The sequence below is a fragment of the Streptomyces flavotricini genome, assembly GCF_020639365.1.
GTDB classification, from domain to species: domain Bacteria; phylum Actinomycetota; class Actinomycetes; order Streptomycetales; family Streptomycetaceae; genus Streptomyces; species Streptomyces flavotricini.
This window is the reverse complement of record NZ_JAINUL010000001.1, coordinates 7,448,757-7,465,176: the sequence shown is the minus strand read 5'-3', so window position 1 is coordinate 7,465,176 and position 16,420 is coordinate 7,448,757. Positions and strand designations below refer to the sequence as shown.

Here is a 16,420-nt window from a genome sequence, read left to right as displayed (position 1 = left end):
AAGGGGGAAGGACTCGCGGGGAGCCGTTTGCGCCGACCGGCGGCGGAGCGTCGGCCCGTGACCCACAATGGGCTTGCGGGGAGCCGAAGTTCGAGGATCCGGGGGGACACGTGGACGAGAAGGCCTGGGAGCGGGAATTCGCCGGACGGGACCGGATGGCGGAGCGCCGGGACCGGGCCCCGGGGCCTCAGGACCGGCTGCCCGCCGGGCGCGACCCGATCCCCGGCGACCGGATGCCCGGGGACCGGATCCCCGGCGACCGGATGCCCGCCGGACGGGACGGGGGCTCCGCGGGCGTGACCCAGATCCACGAGCCGGGCGCGCTGCCCGTCGACCCCGAGAGTCCCGACCGCCTGCGCGCGTGGGAGCTGCTGCCCGAGGACGTACGGGCCAAGGCGCTCGAGAAGGCCGGCCGTTCCCTGGTGTGGTGGGCCCGGGTCTACGCCGACGGCGCCCCCTTCGCGGTGGTGCTCGGGGACCGCGGCCTGTGCCGGGTCCAGCCGGTGTACCGGGACGGCGGGGCGCAGGAGCACCGGGGCGAGCGGGTCCGGGTGGAGCCCGGCTCGCTGGTCAGCCGTTCCTTCGACGGGCGCCCGGCACCGACGGGCAGCGAGGGTGCGGCCTCGCCCGGCCGGCCCGGGGCGCGGGTGGAGCGGCTGGTCCTCGACCCGCCGGAGGCCCAGGGGGTGCTCGGGCACTTCCCCCTCGACGTACAGGACTTCCTCCAGCGGCCCTTCCTGGCCGAGCGCCGGACCGTCACGGCCGAGTGGTACTACGAGGAGACCGTCCAGCCGCGGCACAGCGACCTGTTCGTCCTGCTGTGCCTGTCCACCGACCGCCACGTCACGGCGATCGAGGCCCGCCGCTCCCTGGACCGGGGCGCGACTCCGGACCGGGCCCGCTGGCACGTCCTCACGTGCCACCAGGCCCGGCTCACCCCCCGCTGACCTTCTCCGACCCTCGCCGAAGAGATCAGGAGGAGCGCCACGGAGCACAGCTTGAGGCGCTCCGCGCCTCGCCCGACGACAGGCCTCAGGGTGAACCAGTCGCCCGCGCAGTCGGGTTCCGTGAACACGGTGGGGGTGGAGGTGGTCCGGATGCGTGGGGAGTGGACCCTCCCGCCGTCAGTTGAGCGCCGTGATCATCGCCGCGGCCGTCGCCGCCATCGCCGTACGGGCCGCCGTCAGGTAGGGCCGGGGGTCCGCCGGGGTCAGGTGGGTGCGGATCGCCTCGGTCATGGCCAGGTTCAGCGCGGTTCCGATGTTGACCTTGCGGATGCCGCCCGCCACCGCCGCCGCGAGTTCCGCGTCCGGCAGCCCCGAGGAGCCGTGCAGCACCAGGGGCACGTCCACGGTTTTGGCCAGCCGAGCCAGCAGCGCGTGGTCCAGCTCGGCGGTGCGGCTGGTCATCGCGTGGCTGCTGCCGACCGCCACGGCGAGCGCGTCGACCCCGGAGTCGGCCACGAACCGGCGTGCCTCGTCCGGGTCCGTACGGGCGCCCGGCGCGTGCGGGTCCAGCGGGGCGGCGCCGTTCTTCCCGCCCACCTCGCCCAGCTCCGCTTCGATCCACAGCCCGTTGGCGTGCGCCCAGTCGGCCGCGGAGCGGGTGGCCTCCAGGTTCTCCGCGTACGGGAGCTGTGCGGCGTCGTACATCACCGAGCTGAACCCGGCGTCCGCGGCCTGCCGGAGCAGGTCGGGGCTCTTGACGTGGTCGAGGTGGAGGCCGACCGGGATGCCGGCGGCCTCCGCGCACGCGGTGGCGGCGCGCGAGATCGGCAGCAGCTGCCCGCCGCGGAACTTCACGGCGTTCTCGCTGAGTTGGAGGATGACCGGCAGGCCCGCCCGTTCCGCCCCGGCGACGACGGCCTCGGCGTGCTCCAGCGTGATGATGTTGAACGCGGCGACGGCGCGGCCCGCGGCGGCCGCGTCGAGGACGAGCTCCCCGGCGGAGACCAGGCTCATCGGACCGCCTCCTCACCGGCGGTGAGGATCACGGAGCGGGTCAGGTTCCGCGGCTGGTCCGGATCGAGGCCCCGGTGGGCCGCCACCGCGATCGCCAGCCGGTGGACCCGTACGAGCTCGGCGAGCGGGTCGAGCCGGCCGGCCACCCACTGGCCGCCCGTGGCCCGCACCTGCTCGGCGAGGCCCGCGGGCGTCTCGCCGAGCGACCAGGTGAGGGTGTCGGGCCCGGAGACGCTGATCGGCCCGTGCCGGTACTCCATCGCCGGATACGACTCGGACCAGGACAGGGCGGCCTCGCGCATCTTCAGCGCGGCCTCGTGGGCGAGGCCCACGCTCCAGCCGCGACCGAGGAACGTGAACTGGCCGCGACTGGAGGCCAGTTCGGGCAGCGGTTCGGCGAGCGCGGTGCGGGCGTCGGCGACGACGGAGGGGGTGTGCAGGCCGAAGTGGGCGCGCAGCAGGGTCAGGGCCGTGGTCGCGAAGCGGGTCTGCACGACGGACCGCTCGTCGGCGAAGTCGAGTACGACGAGCTCGTCGGCGAGGGTCATCACCGGGGTCGCCGGGTCCCCGATGACGGCGGTCGTACGCACCCCCGTGTCCCGCAGCCCGGCCAGCAGGTCGAGCACCTCGGTGGTGGTGCCGGACCGGGTGAGCGCGACGACCCGGTCGTAGCGGCGGTGCAGGGGGAACTCGGAGGCGGGGAAGGCATCGGTCTCGCCCTGGCCCATCTCCTCGCGGAGGGCGGCGGCCGCCTGGGCCATGTAGTACGAGGTCCCGCACCCCACGATCGCGGTACGCTCCCCCGGCCGCGGCAGCAACGCCCGGTGTGCCGGGGCCAGTTCGGCGGCCCGCTCCCAGCACTCGGGCTGCGTGCCCAACTCGTACGCGACGTGGCTCATGCCGGCTCCCTGGCGTGGTGGGTGCAGTTTCCTGCAAGGTAGCGGCCCATTTCACGCAACTTCAAGCACCTAGAGGGGTTGATCTCCTGGGTTAATGTCGACGCGTAGGCCGTTGGAGCACACCCGAGGGGGTCGATCACCGTGGGGTCCATGACCCGCAAGGAGCGCTGGCAGACGCTGCTGGACCAGCTGGTGGAGCGGGGCGAGCTGGAAGTCGAGCCGGCCGCGGAGGCCCTCGGCGTGTCCGCCGCGACCATCCGCCGCGACCTCGACCAGCTGGCCGAACAGCAGCTGCTGGTCCGCACGCGCGGCGGGGCGGTGGTGCACGGCGTCAGTTACGAACTCCCGCTGCGCTACCGCACGTCGCGCCGCGCCGCCGAGAAGCAGCGGATCAGCGAGGCGGTGGCGGAGCTGATCGCCCCGGGCGAGGTGATCGGCCTGACGGGCGGCACCACGACCACGGAGGTGGCCCGGGCGCTGGCCGGCCGTGCGGACCTGGCGACGGGCTCGCCGGCGCTGACGGTGGTGACCAACGCGCTCAACATCGCGGGCGAACTCGTCATCAGACCGCAGTTCAAGATCGTCCTGACGGGCGGGGTCGCCCGCCCCCAGTCCTACGAGCTGACGGGCCCGCTGGCGCAGCAGGTGCTGGGCCAGCTGACGATGGACACGGCGGTGGTCGGCGTGGACGCCTTCGACCCGGCGGACGGCGCGGCGACCCGTCACGAGGACGAGGCGGCGATGAACCGCCTCCTGTGCGAACGCGCCCGCCGGGTGGTGATCGCGGCGGACTCCAGCAAACTCGCGGTCCGCGCCTTCGCCCGCATCTGCCCGACGCGGTCGGTGGACGTCCTGGTGACGGACACGGCCCTGCCGGACCGGGTGGCGGCGGAGTTCGAGGCCGCGGGGGTGGAGGTGCGCAGGGTGTGAGGGCCCCACCGGCCCCACCGGCCCCACCGGCCCCACCGGCCCCTCAGTGCGTCGGCAGGCGTCCCGCCTCCGCCGACAGGGCTGCCAGGATCGGGGCGATCAGGGGGTGGGATTCCGCGCCCCGGCGGGTCGCCGCGAAGACCCTCCGGGTGGGCGTCGATCCCGAAACCGGGCGGACCTGGACCTCCTTGAGGTCCATGCCGCGCAGCGCCGAGCGCGGGACCAGCGCCACCCCCGCCCCGGCGCCCACCAGGGCCGTCACGGCGCGGAAATCGTCCGAGGAGTGCACGAACCGGGGCTGGAAGCCCGCGAGTTCGCAGGCGAGCAGGGTCACGTCGTGGCACGGGTTCCCGGGGTACTGGCCCACCCAGTCCGCGCCGGAGAGGTCCGCCAGCGGGACCTCGGGAAGGTCGGCCAGCGGGTGTCCCGAGGGGAGCACCGCGTCGAAGGGCTCCGCGTACAGCGGGAGCACCGACAGCCGGCCGTCGTCGGCGCCCGGGGCGCCGCGGTACTCCACCGCCAGCGCCAGGTCGGCCTCGCCGTCGAGCAGCAGCGGCAGGCTCTGATCGCCTTCCGCGTCCCGTACGCGCAGGCGGATGCCCGGGTGCTCGCGGGCCAGCCGGCCGATCGCGGGGGCGAGGACCTCGGCGATGCCCGTCGCGAAGGCCGCCACCGTCACCTCGCCCGCCGCGCCTCCCGCGTAGGCCGCGAGCTCGGCCTCGGCGCGCTCCAGCTGGGCGAGGACCTCGTGGGCGTGCCCGAGCAGGATCTCGCCGGCCGCCGTCAGCCGTACGCCGCGGCCGCTGCGGGTCAGCAGCGCGTGCCCGGTCTCCTGTTCGAGCGCCGCGAGCTGCTGGGAGACGGCGGAGGGGGTGAGGTACAGGGCTGCGGCCGCGGCGGTCACCGTACGGTGGTCCGCCACGGCCCGCAGGATGCGCAGCCGGCGGGGGTCGATCACCCCACCATTCTCGCAGGTGGAGCGGGACGGCCCGGCCGCACCGGGCACCCCCGCCCCGGCCGCCCCGGCCGGGAGGCCTCAGCCCCTGCGGCCTCGGCGCGGGCGGCCTCAGGCCCGCGTCGCCGCCAGGGCCGTACGCGCGTCCGCGAAGGCGGCCACCGCGCGCTCCACGTCCGCCGTCGAGTGGGCCGCCGAGAGCTGGACGCGGATGCGGGCCGCGCCCATGGGGACCACGGGGTAGGAGAAGCCGATCACGTACACGCCGCGCTCCAGCAGCAGTTCCGCCATCTTGGCCGCCTCCGCCGCGTCACCGATCATCACCGGGGCGATCGCGTGGTCGCCGGGGAGGATCTCGAAGCCGGCCTCGGTCATCTTCGTGCGGAAGAGCGCGGTGTTGGCGGCGAGCCGCTCGCGCAGGTCGCCCGCCGACTCCAGCAGGTCCAGGACCTTCAGGGAGGCGGCCGCGATGACCGGGGCGAGGGAGTTGGAGAAGAGGTACGGGCGCGAGCGCTGGCGCAGCAGCGCGACGATCTCGGCGCGGGCCGCGACGTAGCCGCCGGAGGCGCCGCCGAGCGCCTTGCCGAGGGTGCCGGTGATGATGTCGATGCGGTCCATGACCCCGTGCAGCTCCGGGGTGCCGCGGCCGCCGGGGCCGACGAAGCCCACCGCGTGCGAGTCGTCGACCATGACCATGGCGTCGTAGCGCTCGGCCAGGTCGCAGATCTCGGCGAGCGGGGCGACGTACCCGTCCATCGAGAAGACGCCGTCGGTGACGATCAGCTTGCGGCGCGCGCCGCCCTCGGTCGCCTCCTTCAGGCGGGCTTCGAGCTCGCTCATGTCGCGGTTGGCGTACCGGAAGCGGCGGGCCTTGGAGAGGCGGATGCCGTCGATGATCGAGGCGTGGTTGAGGGCGTCGGAGATCACCGCGTCCTCGGCGCCGAGCAGGGTCTCGAAGACGCCGCCGTTGGCGTCGAAGCAGGAGGAGTAGAGGATCGTGTCCTCCTGGCCGAGGAACGAGGACAGCCGGGCCTCGAGTTCCTTGTGCACCTCCTGCGTACCGCAGATGAAGCGGACCGAGGCCATGCCGTAGCCCCAGCGGTCCAGCGCGTCCTTCGCCGCGGCGACCACCTCGGGGTGGTCGGCCAGCCCCAGGTAGTTGTTGGCGCAGAAGTTGAGGACCTCGCCGGGGGCGCCGCCCGCGGTGACGGCGACGGCCGCGTTCTGCGGGGTGCCGATGACGCGCTCGGGCTTGTGCAGGCCCGCGGCGCGGATCTCGTCGAGGGTGGTGCGGAGGTCTTCGCGTACGGACTCGAACATGGGCTTCGGCTTCTCCTAGTGCGGCGGACGAAGGGGGCCGGGCCCCGCGGAGGGGGGAGGGTGGGCGGGGCCCGGCCGGAGGGAGATGGTTCGGTGGGACGGGGGGGCGGGCAGGCCCTCGCGCGAAGAGGGCGCTCACACCCTCCTCGCCGGGGCCCGGGGGCCCGGGGGGGCCGTTACGCCGTCCAGTCCAGGATGATCTTGCCGCTGCGGGCGGTGGCCGCCTCGTCGAACGCGGCCTCGAAGTCCCGGTGCGAGTAGCGGCCGGTGATGACGGGGCTGAGGTCGAGCCCGCCCTCCAGCAGCACCGTCATCGCGTACCAGGTCTCGAACATCTCGCGGCCGTAGATGCCCTTGATCGTGATCATCGAGGTGACGACCTTCGCCCAGTCCACCGGGAACTCCTGCGCGGGCAGGCCCAGCATGGCGATCCGGCCGCCGTGTGTCATGTTGTCGATCATGTCGCGCATGGCCTCGCCGCGGCCGGACATCTCCAGGCCGACGTCGAAGCCCTCGCGCAGGCCCAGCTTGGCCTGCGCCTCGGCGATCGAGGACTCGGCGACGTTGACGGCGAGGGTGGCGCCCGCCTTGCGGGCGATCTCCAGCCGCTCGGGGCTGACGTCGGTGATGACGACGCTGCGCGCACCGGCGTGCTTGGCCACGGCCGCCGCCATGATGCCGATCGGGCCGGCGCCGGTGATCAGCACGTCCTCGCCGACCATCGGGAAGGACAGGGCCGTGTGCACGGCGTTGCCGAACGGGTCGAAGATCGCGGCGACGTCCAGGTCGACGGCGGTCCGGTGCACCCACACGTTCTGCGCGGGCAGGACGACGTACTCGGCGAAGGCGCCGTCGCGCCCGACGCCGAGGCCGACCGTGCTGCGGCACAGGTGGCGGCGCCCGGCCAGGCAGTTGCGGCACTTGCCGCACACCAGGTGACCCTCGCCGCTGACCAGCGCGCCGATCTCGATGTCCCGGACGTCAGCGCCGATCGCGGCGACCTCGCCCACGAACTCGTGGCCGAGCACCAGGGGGGTCTTGACCGCGCCCTGCGCCCAGCCGTCCCAGGAGCGGATGTGCAGGTCCGTGCCGCAGATGCCGGTGCGCAGCACCTTGATCAGCACGTCGCCGGCGCCGTACTCGGGCTCGGGGACGTCCATGAGCCACAGCCCGGGCTCGGCCTTGTGCTTGACGAGTGCCTTCATGGGGGTGGCTCCAGGCATGCGGAGGGGGCGTTGCAACCGCTGGTGCGGGTGCGACGTATCGACAGACACCAATCTGCCGAGCGCGGAGGTGATCAGTCCATCGAGGATTTCTTAAGCGGGTCGACAGCCCAGCTTCACGCCTATGCTCCTCACGTGAAGGGCTGTGGCCTGGGCAGGGGCCCGCGGCCGGGGCAGGGAATGGGGAGGTGAGGGGCGTGCCGAGTCTGCGCAGCAGAGCGCTTTCGGTCGCGCTGATCGCGGCGGGGCGGCGAAGACGGTTCGCGAGTGCCGAGGCGGTACGCGCACGGGTCGCGGAGACGGCCCGCCGGCCGGCGTCGCACTTGCCGCCGCGCTCGCTGGGCCGCGTCGCCGACGTCACCCGCACCTTCGTCGGTGCCTGGCCGGTGTACGACGCCTCGCCGCGCGGGATCGAGCCCACGGCCCAGGTGCTGTACGTGCACGGCGGCGGGTACATCGACGAGCTGGTCCGGCCGCACTGGTCGATGATCCGGACCCTGGTCACGCGGGCGCGGGCCCGCGTCGTCGTGCCGGCGTACATTCTGGCTCCGCGCGGGACCGCCGACCGGACGGTTCCGGTGGCCGCGGACCTGCTCAGCGGGCTCATCGCGAGCGGCGGAGCGGGCGGCACGGTGCTCGTCGGGGACGCCGCGGGGGCCGGCCTGGCACTGGCCGCCGCCCAGCGCCTGCGCGACCGTACGGGGGACCAGCCCTCGCGGATCGTACTGATCTCGCCCTGGCTGGACCTGACCATGAGCCACCCCGACCAGGCGGCGATCGAGGCGGCCGACCCGTTCCAGGCCCGGCCGGGGCTGCTGGAGGCGGGCCGGCTGTACGCGGGCACCCTGGCCACGGACGACCCGCGGGTGAGCCCCCTGCACGGCTCCTTCGCGGGGCTGGCGCCGATGACGGTGTTCACCGGCACCCACGACGTGCTGACCACCGACAGCCGGGAGCTGCTGCGCCGGGCCCGTGCGCACGGGGTCGAGGTGGAGTTCCACGAGGAGCCGGGTCTGCCGCACGGGTACCCGCTGCTGCCGGTGCCGGAGGGGCGGGCGGCCCGGGACCGGATCGTGGCGCTGATCAGGTCCGCCGCCGACGGGTGACGACGAGCCGTCGGGCCGGGGTGCGGGCCGTCATGCGGTGCAGGTCATCAGTGAGCTGATCGGCCAGGCGCGGTAGGCGGTCCAGTACGCCTCGTCGCGCACCCCGTCGGCGGGAGGGGTCCGGCTCGGCTGCCAGCCGACCGTGGAGAAGCCGGCCTCGACGGCGGCCTCGGCGAAATCGGCGTGCGCCCACTCGCGGAATTCGAAATCGGCCGGCGGCTGGGTCAGGAACTGCGCCTTCAGCAGGGGCGCGTCGCCTTCCTGGACGCGGTCGACGATCCGGACCCCGTACGGCGACCAGTCGACGTGCGGGAAGGCGCCGGCGTTCGGCACGATGGCCAGCAGCCGGCCGCCGTCGCGCAGGTTGGCGCGGATCGAGCGGAACATCGCGTGCAGCGAGGACCGGTCGGTGGCGTGGTTGAACAGGTACACGGCGGTGGCCAGGTCGAAGGGGCCCATCTGCGGCAGCTTGGCCGCGTCCGCCACCAGGTACTCGATCGAGGCGCCTTCGATCGACGCGCCCCCGGTCGACGCGCCCCCGGTCGACGCGGCCCCGGCGGGAGCCGTCCCGGTGCCTTCGGCCGCCGCCCCCGACGCCGCCCCGCCCGCCGGACGTACCGCACCCACCGCGGCCTCCAGCGCGCCCACTCCGTTGCCGCCGATCACCCCGTGCGCGCGGGCCAGCCGGATCATCTCCTCCGAGATGTCCACGCCCACGGCCCGCCGGGCCCCGCCGCGGGCCAGCAGCCGCGTGTTGTAGCCGTATCCGCAGGCCAGGTCGAGGGTGTCGAGTCCGCGCACCCCGCCGAGCGCGTCGAGCGCCCCGAGCAGCGTGTGGGTGTCGGCCGCCGAGAAGGCCGCCGTGGTCTTCGACTCCACGAAGCGATCGCCGATGCTGTCGTACTGGAACCGCATGCTCTGCCTTCCGTGGCGGGGTGGGACGCGTGCGTATGGTGCCCCGGAGCGCGCCCGCCGGGTCCGGGTGCGGTGGCCCGTCCCCCGGACGGGGGAGGCGTTCGGGTCAGTGCGTACGGCGTACGGGGTGCCCGGCGACCGCGGGGAGCAGTTCGCGGGCGCAGCCCCGCAGCCAGGCGTGGGCCGGGTCGGCGTCGTGGCGCGGGTGCCAGGCGAGGCCGAAGGGCAGCGTCGGCAGGTCGAGCGGCACCTCGAAGGCCTCCAGCCCCAGCTCGGCGGCGAGCGGCACGGCCTGGGAGGCGATCAGGCCGACGAGATCGCTCTCGCGCAGGATGAAGAGGGAGGCGGGATAGGAGCCGACGGTGCCCACCACCCGCCGGGTCAGGCCCTGGCGGGCGAGGGCCGCGTCCACGGGACCCTCCAGCCGGCCGCGCCGGGAGACGATGAGGTGCTCGGCGGCCGCGAACCGGCGCGCGGTCATCCGGCCCCGCAGCAGCGGGTGGCCGGCGCGGGCCACGCCCACCATGTGCTCGTCGAAGAGGCGCTCGACGCGCACCTCGGGGGATCCGCTGTCCACGACGCCGAGTTCGAGGTCGGCGACACCCTCGCGCAGCGCAGGGGTGTCCACGTGGCTCTCCGACAGGAAGCGCAGCCGTACGCCGGGCGCCTCCCGGGCCACGCGCGAGAAGAGCGTGGCCCCGAAGGTGGCGGCGAAGGCGTCGTGGGCCAGCACGGTGAAGGTGCGGGTGAGGGTGGGCAGGTCGACCTGTCCGCCGCTCAGGAACAGGGCCCGGGCCCGTTCCACGACGGCCCGGACCTCGCCGTGGACGGCGAGGGCGTGCGGGGTCGGGACCATGGTCCGCCCGGCGCGGACGAGCACGGGGTCGCCGAGGGCCTTGCGGATCCGGCCGAGGGTGCGGCTCATGGCGGGCTCGGAGAGGTGCAGGCGGGCCGCGGCGCGGGACACGCTCGACTCCTCCAGGAGGACGTCGAGGGCGACGAGGAGATTGAGGTCCAGGCCGGATTGCGCCACACGCATTCATCCCTTGCAGAACTTGCACTGGAAAGCAGGTCATCCCAACTCTACGGTGAGGCACAGGGGATGAAGGCGGCCGCGCTCCCCTCCCCCACACCACGCCACACCACCACTTCACCGTCACCTACTCCGAGGAGGAGCCGTGCTCCGCCATGCCCTCAAGCGGGATGCCCGAGATCCCGACACCCTCGCGTCCGCCCCGGCACCCGGCGCCCTCACCCGGCCCGTGCTGCTCGTCCTGTGCGCCTGCGTGCTCGTCGCGCAGGCCATGGTCGCCGCCGTCAACCTGCTGATCCCGCAGCTCGCCGCCTCCGCCCTGCACCCGACCCCCGGCCAGCTGGTGTGGGCGGTCGACGCCTACGTCATCGTCTTCGCCGCGCTGCTCATCCCGGCCGGCGCGCTCGGCGACCGGTACGGCCGCAAGGGCGCCCTGCTGGCCGGTCTCGGGCTGTTCGCCGCGGGCGGCGCGCTCAGCGCGCTCGCCGCGGCCCCGGCGGTGCTCATCGCCGGGCGCGGGCTGTGCGGGGCCGGTGCGGCCCTGATCATGCCCGCCACCATGTCCGTACTGATCCACCTGAGCCCGCCCGAGCGCCGCGGCCAGGCGCTGGCGACGTGGACGCTGTCCGCCGGCCTCGGGGGCCTGGCGGGCAACGTGGGGGGCGGTCTGGCCGGCGAGTACCTGACCTGGAGGGCCCTGTTCTGGGCGGTCGTCCCGCTCGGCGCGCTGCTCGCGCTCGGCGTGGCCCGTACGGTCCCCCGCACACCGGCCCGGGCCGACGCCTCCGTCGACCCGTCCGGCGCGCTGCTGCTGGCCGGGGCTCTGCTCGCGGTCGTCTACGGGATCATCGAGGGGCCCTCGTACGGCTGGACCTCGGCGGCGGTTCTGATCGCCTTCGGTACCGGCGCCGGGCTGCTCGCGGCCTTCACCGGCCACGCGCTGCGCGCCGCGAACCCGCTGCTGGACCCGCGGATCTTCGCCTCGCCCAGGCTGCGCGCCGGGTCGCTCGGCATCGGCGCCGCGTTCTTCGGGCTCTTCTCCCTGTTCTTCGTCAACGCCCAGTACCTCCAGTACGCGAAGGGCTTCTCGCCCGCCCGCGCCGGCCTGGCGATCGTCCCGCTGACCATCGGCATGGCGGTCGTGCCGAAGCTGGGCGCCAAGCTGGCCGAGCGGACGGGGCCGCGGCTGCCGGTCGGGGCCGGGCTGGGCCTGATCGGGGCCGGGCTGCTGATGGTCTCCACCGTCGACGCGGGCACCCCGTACGCCCTGTACGCCTGCTACCTGCTCGTGCTGTCGGTCGGGACGGGCCTGTGCGCGCCCTCCCTGACGCTGACCGTGGTCGCGGAGCTGCCCGCGCACCAGGCCGGGCTCGGCTCCGGGCTGAACACCGCGGCCCGGGAGATCGGCGCCGCGCTGGGGGTGGCGGTGGTCGGCACGGTGCTGGCCTCCCGGTTCCACGGCGATCCGCAGGATCCGGCGCAGATCGGCGCCTTCACGGACGCGATGGGGGTCGCGCTGCGCACGGTGGCCACGGTGCTGCTGCTGGCGGCGCTCGCGGTGGTGGCCGGCTACCGGCGCCGGGATGCAGCGTCCGGCATCGGGGGCGCATGCTGACTGTGTGACGGCGAGACCGGACAGCGGCCCCGCCACCGACGCAACGGTCAGGGTGCTCGCGCGGGCCTGCGTCGATGCGGTGCAGGCCGTCGGCGGGTTTGCGGGCGGTGTCTACCTGCGCTCGGGAGCCGAGGGACTGCTGCTGCTGGCCGTCATGACCGGCCTGCCCGGGCGGCTGTTCCGTCCGTGGTGGCGGATGCACGTGAACCGCCCGTACCCGGTCGCCGAGGCCTACCGCTCCGGACAGTCGGTGCACCTGCCCGACGCGGAGTCGGCCATGCGGCGCTTCCCGCAGCTGATGGCCGGGCTGCCGTTCCCCTTCGGGTCGCTGTACGAGCCCGTCATGGCCGGGGCGCAGCGGTTCGGGGTGTTGTTCGTCCTGCGCCCCGCGACCCCGGGGGCCCCGGTCGGCGCCGCGGACCGGGAGCGGCTGCGCAAGGCCGCGGACGGGCTGGCGGAGGGGCTCGCCGCGCTCACCACGGCCGGGCGACCGGTGCTCTGGACGGGCGATCCGGTGGGCGTACCGCCGCCGGCGACCGCACAGGGCGCCCGCGAGGCCGTGGAGCGGCTCACCCTTGCCGTGCTCTCCGTGGACCGCGAGGGCAGGATCCGCTACGTCAACCACTCCGCCGCCGGCCTGCTGGGCCTGGGCGCGCCGGAGCTGCGCGGGCGGCTGCTCTGGGAGGCGGTGCCGTGGCTGGGGCAGCCCGCGTACGAGGACCACTTCCGCGGGGTGTTCATGTCCGGGGAGCCGGTGCGTTTCCCGGCCCGGCTGGGCCGGCAGCAGGACTCGGGATGGGTGACGGTGGACCTGTATCCGGGCGTGGACGGGGTGACCGTGACGATCGACGCGGCCGAGCCGCCCGGCTACGCGCCGGAGCCGGGATCGGTGGTCCGCCCGGGCGCGGGCCTGGGTTCGCCGGCCGACCGGGCCTCGGCGCTGTACCGGCCGGTGTCCCTGGCCATCGCGCTGACGGAGGCGGTCACGGCCCGCCAGGTGTCGGCGGTGGTCACCCAGGAGCTGCTGCCCGCCTTCGGCGGCCGCCAGCTGGCGATCTACCTGCTCAGCGAGCGGCATCTGCACCTGGCGTGGGAGACGGGCTTCCCGCAGGGCTTCCTGGACCGGTTCGACGGGGTGGCGCTGGACGTGCGGCTGCCGGGCGTGGAGACGCTGACCACGGGCCGACCGATGTTCTTCGAGTCGATGGAGCACCTGGCCAGCGCCTATCCGGGCATCCCGCTGGACGCACACGTAGGGGCCCGCGCCTTCCTGCCGCTGATCGCCTCGGGACGGCCGGTGGGCTCCTGCATCCTCGGCTTCGACGCGCCGCGCGGCTTCAGCCCGGAGGAGCGTACGGTGCTGACCGCGCTGGCCGGGCTGATCGCCCAGGCGCTGGAGCGGGCGCAGCGCTACGACACCGAGGCGGCGCTGGCCCGCGGGCTGCAGGCGGCGCTGCTGCCGCACCGGCTGCCGGTGCGCGAGCACGTGGAGACGGTGGGCCGGTACCTGCCGGGCACCCAGGGCATGGACGTGGGCGGCGACTGGTACGACGTGGTCGAGACGGGCGGGGGGCTGCTGGCGCTGGTCATCGGGGACGTGCAGGGCCACGGGGTGGCGGCCGCCGCGACGATGGGCCAACTGCGCAGCGCCGTACGGGCCTTCACGCTCGGGGGCAGTCCGCCGGAGCAGGTGATGGCGGGCACGAACCGGCTGCTGATCGGCCTCGACCCCGGCCAGTTCGCCAGCTGCTGCTACGTGCTGCTCGACCCGGTGTCGGGCCTGGCGCGGGCCGTCCGGGCCGGGCATCCGCAGCCCCTGCTGCGGCACGCGGACGGGCGGGCCGAGGTGCTGGACCTGCCGGGCGGGGTGGTGCTCGGCATCGACCTCGGCGCCACGTATCCGGTGACGGACCTGCGGCTGGCGCCGGGATCGGTGCTCGCCCTGTACACGGACGGGCTGGTGGAGGAGGCGGGCAAGGACATCGACGTCGGCGTGGAGCGGCTGCGGGCGGCACTGGCCTCGGCCCGGCCCTCGCCGCTGACCGAGACGGCCGACCGGCTGATCGGCGGGGCCGGGGACTCCTCGGAGCGGCCGGACGACATCGCCCTCCTGCTGGCCTCGCGTACGGACGGCCGAGGAGCCGTTCCGAAGACCTGACACCCCTCGCAGGTGCCCAGTCCGTGGGCAGGTGGTGTCGCGGGGGGCACATGTCGGCAAAGCGGAAGAAAATTTGCCCACCCCCGGCTGCGGTTCCCGCACCCGCACTCCGTGCAGCGTTTACGCGGTCTTAACGCTGCCGTCGGCCGGGCGCAGCGGTACGGGGCGACGGAATCCGCAGGGGAACCGCTATTGACCTGCGGATCCCGCAGGGATTCGATGACGGCCCGGGAGCCACCGAACCACTCTGCTCACCACCGCCCCGGAGGCGATACCGCTCCCGCACCCCCTCTCACCGCACCAGCCGATCGGAACCCCGCACCGATGTCTGAAACGATCAGCGCCCCTCAGGCCCTCGCCCCCGCCACCGGGCCCGTCCCCCAGAAGCTCAAGCGTTCCATCGGCGTCGTCGGCGGCACACTGCTGACGCTCTCGTGCGTGACGCCCGCTTCGACCCTGTTCGTCGTCGTGCCCGACCTGTTCTCCAGTCTCGGCACGTGGACCGCCCTCACGATCGCCATCGGTTCGCTGCTCTGCATCGGCGTCGCGTTCTGCTACTCCGAGCTCGGCACCCTGATCCCCAGCGCCGGCGGCGAGTACGCGATGGTGTCGACCATGGCGGGCCGGCTGGCCGGCTGGCTGGTGTTCGTCCTCTCCCTGCTGGTCGTGATGATCGTGCCGCCCGTGATCGCCATGGGCACGGCCGACTACCTCGCGCCGATCGTGCACATACCGGCCCCGGTCGCGGGCGGCGGCGTGATGCTGCTCGCCACCCTCGCCGGCCTCCTCGACCTGCGGGCCAACGCCTGGATCACCGGCATCTTCCTGGTGCTCGAGGTCATCGCCGCCGCGCTGGTCGCCGTACTGGGCTTCGCGCACAGCGAGCGCGGCGCCGACGCACTGGTGCACGGTACGGTCGCGGCCGAGGGCGGCGGTACGTCCACGGTGACGGCGATGATGGTGGTCTCCGGTCTCGCCATCGCCCTGTTCATCACCCAGGGCTTCTCGACCGCCGTCTACCTGTCGGAGGAGCTGGAGAACCCGCGGCGCAACGTGGCCCGTACGGTCCTCGCCACCCTCGCCATCTCGACGGCCGTCATCCTGATCCCGGTCATCGCCATCACCGTCGGCGCCCCCGACCTCTCCGCGCTGACCGAGGGCGACCTCGGCGGCATGGTCACCGCCTGGTCCAACTCCGCCGTCGGCACCTTCGTCAGCCTCTGCGTCGCCCTCGCCATCATCAACGCCGGCATCGTGATGGTGATCCAGAACTCCCGCGTGCTGTTCGCCTCCGCCCGCGACAAGGCGTGGCCCGAGCCGGTCAACCACGCACTGTCCAAGCTGGGCCGCTTCGGCTCCCCGTGGGTCGCCACGCTCCTCGTCGGCGTCCCGGGCGCGGCCCTGTGCTTCGTCAACCTCGACACCCTGTACGGGGTCACCGGCGTCTCGGTGACCGGCATGTACCTGCTGGTCGCGGTGGCCGCGCTGTTCGCCCGGCGAGGGGCGCACCGCGAGGTGGCCGCCTGGCGGATGCCGCTGTGGCCGGCCGTGCCGATCGTGCTGATCGCCGTACTCGCGTACATCCTGAAGCAGCAGGAGACCCAGTACCTGCTGTGGACCGGCGGGATCGTGGCCGTGGCCACGCTGTACTGGGCGCTGTACCTGCGGCCGCGGCAGGACACCCGCTGGCTGGTCAGCGTCCCGGAGGACGACGAGCAGCCCGCCGCCGTCTGATCCACGCTCCCCGGACGGGGCCGTACGGGTTCAGTTCCCGTCGGCCCCGTCCATCGTGATGACGACCTTGCCAAAGGGTGCGTCCGTCGCGTACGCGCGGCAGGCCGTGTGCGCCTCCTCGAAGCGGTGCACGCGGTCGACGACGGGGCGCAGCCCGTGCGCGGCCACGGCCCGGTTCATGTCCTCGAACTGCGTGCGGCTGCCGACGAACGCGCGGCGGTCGTCGACACCACCCGGCAGCCCAGCAGTTCCGCGAACTGCACGGCGAACAGGGCGACCGGGCCCGTCCCGAGGGTCAGTACGGTCTGACCGGGCAGCAGCGGGTGGAGCCGGTCGAGGACGAGCAGGTCCCGCTTGTCGAGGGAGGCGGCCCGGACGGCGACGACGATGCCGGTGGGGCCGGCCGGCCGCGGCCTGGGGCGAGCTGCGGCTGCTGACCACGCCGACGTCGTTCGCCACCGCCGTCGACGTGACCCTGGCCGAGCTGCACCTGGAGGCCTTCCTGCCGGCCGACGCCGCGACCGCCGGTCTCCTGCGACGCCGCACGGCGGCCGCCCCGGCGGCCCCCGCC

14 protein-coding genes and 1 pseudogene are annotated in these 16,420 nt (G+C 74.3%); 7 read left to right on the top strand and 8 right to left on the bottom strand.

Annotation, left to right across the window (positions count from 1 at the left end; genetic code table 11):
* The first annotated feature begins 110 nt into the window (after positions 1-110).
* Positions 111-947 carry a hypothetical protein gene (locus K7B10_RS34180; protein WP_229342725.1) on the top strand — a complete coding sequence of 279 codons (837 nt, stop codon included), beginning with the start codon at positions 111-113 and terminating at the stop codon, positions 945-947.
* 177 nt (positions 948-1,124) lie between these two features.
* Here K7B10_RS34180 and K7B10_RS34175 read toward each other — a convergent pair whose 3' ends face one another.
* Positions 1,125-1,961 (bottom strand): class II fructose-bisphosphate aldolase, encoded by an 837-nt coding sequence (locus K7B10_RS34175; protein WP_229342724.1) that lies wholly within the window; start codon positions 1,959-1,961, stop codon positions 1,125-1,127.
* Positions 1,958-2,860: an SIS domain-containing protein gene (locus K7B10_RS34170; protein WP_229342723.1), complete on the bottom strand. Its 903-nt coding sequence runs from the start codon at positions 2,858-2,860 to the stop codon at positions 1,958-1,960. Before K7B10_RS34170 ends, K7B10_RS34175 begins: the two co-directional genes overlap by 4 nt.
* 150 nt (positions 2,861-3,010) lie before the next feature.
* Here K7B10_RS34170 and K7B10_RS34165 point away from each other — a divergent pair, with 150 nt between their 5' ends.
* Entirely contained in the window at positions 3,011-3,790 is a 780-nt protein-coding gene (locus K7B10_RS34165) for a DeoR/GlpR family DNA-binding transcription regulator (protein WP_229342722.1), read from the top strand.
* A gap of 43 nt (positions 3,791-3,833) precedes the next feature.
* Here K7B10_RS34165 and K7B10_RS34160 read toward each other — a convergent pair whose 3' ends face one another.
* The 3 genes from K7B10_RS34160 to tdh form a co-directional block, all read right to left on the bottom strand.
* Entirely contained in the window at positions 3,834-4,748 is a 915-nt protein-coding gene (locus K7B10_RS34160) for a LysR family transcriptional regulator (protein WP_229342721.1), read from the bottom strand.
* 108 nt (positions 4,749-4,856) lie between these two features.
* Entirely contained in the window at positions 4,857-6,065 is a 1,209-nt protein-coding gene (locus tag K7B10_RS34155; RefSeq protein ID WP_229342720.1) for a glycine C-acetyltransferase, read from the bottom strand.
* Positions 6,066-6,241: 176 nt separating this feature from the next.
* Positions 6,242-7,270: an L-threonine 3-dehydrogenase gene (gene tdh / locus K7B10_RS34150; protein ID WP_229342719.1), complete on the bottom strand. Its 1,029-nt coding sequence runs from the start codon at positions 7,268-7,270 to the stop codon at positions 6,242-6,244.
* A gap of 215 nt (positions 7,271-7,485) precedes the next feature.
* On the opposite strand from tdh, the gene K7B10_RS34145 reads away from it, so the two are divergent.
* Entirely contained in the window at positions 7,486-8,394 is a 909-nt protein-coding gene (locus tag K7B10_RS34145; RefSeq protein WP_229342718.1) for an alpha/beta hydrolase fold domain-containing protein, read from the top strand.
* A 30-nt stretch (positions 8,395-8,424) separates the two neighbouring features.
* On the opposite strand, the gene K7B10_RS34140 is transcribed toward K7B10_RS34145, so the two are convergent.
* Entirely contained in the window at positions 8,425-9,309 is an 885-nt protein-coding gene (locus K7B10_RS34140) for a class I SAM-dependent methyltransferase (RefSeq protein WP_229342717.1), read from the bottom strand.
* 106 nt (positions 9,310-9,415) lie between these two features.
* Entirely contained in the window at positions 9,416-10,348 is a 933-nt protein-coding gene (locus K7B10_RS34135) for a LysR family transcriptional regulator (RefSeq protein WP_229342716.1), read from the bottom strand.
* Positions 10,349-10,487: 139 nt separating this feature from the next.
* On the opposite strand from K7B10_RS34135, the gene K7B10_RS34130 reads away from it, so the two are divergent.
* The 3 genes from K7B10_RS34130 (at position 10,488) to K7B10_RS34120 (ending at position 15,849) form a co-directional block, all read left to right on the top strand.
* The gene (locus K7B10_RS34130) at positions 10,488-11,957 is read left to right on the top strand and encodes an MFS transporter (RefSeq protein WP_229342715.1); all 1,470 of its coding nucleotides are present in this window, start codon (positions 10,488-10,490) and stop codon (positions 11,955-11,957) included.
* Complete coding sequence (locus K7B10_RS34125; RefSeq protein WP_229342714.1) at positions 11,926-14,115, top strand: SpoIIE family protein phosphatase; 2,190 nt, start codon at positions 11,926-11,928, stop codon at positions 14,113-14,115. Before K7B10_RS34130 ends, K7B10_RS34125 begins: the two co-directional genes overlap by 32 nt.
* 324 nt (positions 14,116-14,439) lie before the next feature.
* Positions 14,440-15,849, top strand: a complete 1,410-nt coding sequence (locus tag K7B10_RS34120) for an APC family permease (RefSeq protein WP_229342713.1) — start codon at positions 14,440-14,442, stop codon at positions 15,847-15,849.
* A 30-nt stretch (positions 15,850-15,879) separates the two neighbouring features.
* Here K7B10_RS34120 and K7B10_RS34115 read toward each other — a convergent pair whose 3' ends face one another.
* Positions 15,880-16,029, bottom strand: a complete 150-nt coding sequence (locus K7B10_RS34115; protein ID WP_229342712.1) for a hypothetical protein — start codon at positions 16,027-16,029, stop codon at positions 15,880-15,882.
* Positions 16,030-16,264: 235 nt separating this feature from the next.
* Here K7B10_RS34115 and K7B10_RS41820 point away from each other — a divergent pair.
* Positions 16,265-16,420 (top strand): annotated as a pseudogene (locus K7B10_RS41820) (transcriptional regulator); the annotation flags it as partial.

Excerpts from the sequence above, each read along its gene's own strand:
- K7B10_RS34135 (WP_229342716.1), bottom strand. The coding sequence starts at position 10,348 with ATGCGTGTGGCGCAATCCGGCCTGGACCTCAATCTCCTCGTCGCCCTC.
- K7B10_RS34120 (WP_229342713.1), top strand. The coding sequence starts at position 14,440 with ATGTCTGAAACGATCAGCGCCCCTCAGGCCCTCGCCCCCGCCACCGGG.
- K7B10_RS34125 (WP_229342714.1), top strand. The coding sequence starts at position 11,926 with ATGCAGCGTCCGGCATCGGGGGCGCATGCTGACTGTGTGACGGCGAGA.
- K7B10_RS34140 (WP_229342717.1), bottom strand. The coding sequence starts at position 9,309 with ATGCGGTTCCAGTACGACAGCATCGGCGATCGCTTCGTGGAGTCGAAG.
- K7B10_RS34165 (WP_229342722.1), top strand. The coding sequence starts at position 3,011 with ATGACCCGCAAGGAGCGCTGGCAGACGCTGCTGGACCAGCTGGTGGAG.
- K7B10_RS34115 (WP_229342712.1), bottom strand. The coding sequence starts at position 16,029 with ATGAACCGGGCCGTGGCCGCGCACGGGCTGCGCCCCGTCGTCGACCGC.
- tdh (WP_229342719.1), bottom strand. The coding sequence starts at position 7,270 with ATGAAGGCACTCGTCAAGCACAAGGCCGAGCCCGGGCTGTGGCTCATG.
- K7B10_RS34170 (WP_229342723.1), bottom strand. The coding sequence starts at position 2,860 with ATGAGCCACGTCGCGTACGAGTTGGGCACGCAGCCCGAGTGCTGGGAG.
- K7B10_RS34175 (WP_229342724.1), bottom strand. The coding sequence starts at position 1,961 with ATGAGCCTGGTCTCCGCCGGGGAGCTCGTCCTCGACGCGGCCGCCGCG.
- K7B10_RS34155 (WP_229342720.1), bottom strand. The coding sequence starts at position 6,065 with ATGTTCGAGTCCGTACGCGAAGACCTCCGCACCACCCTCGACGAGATC.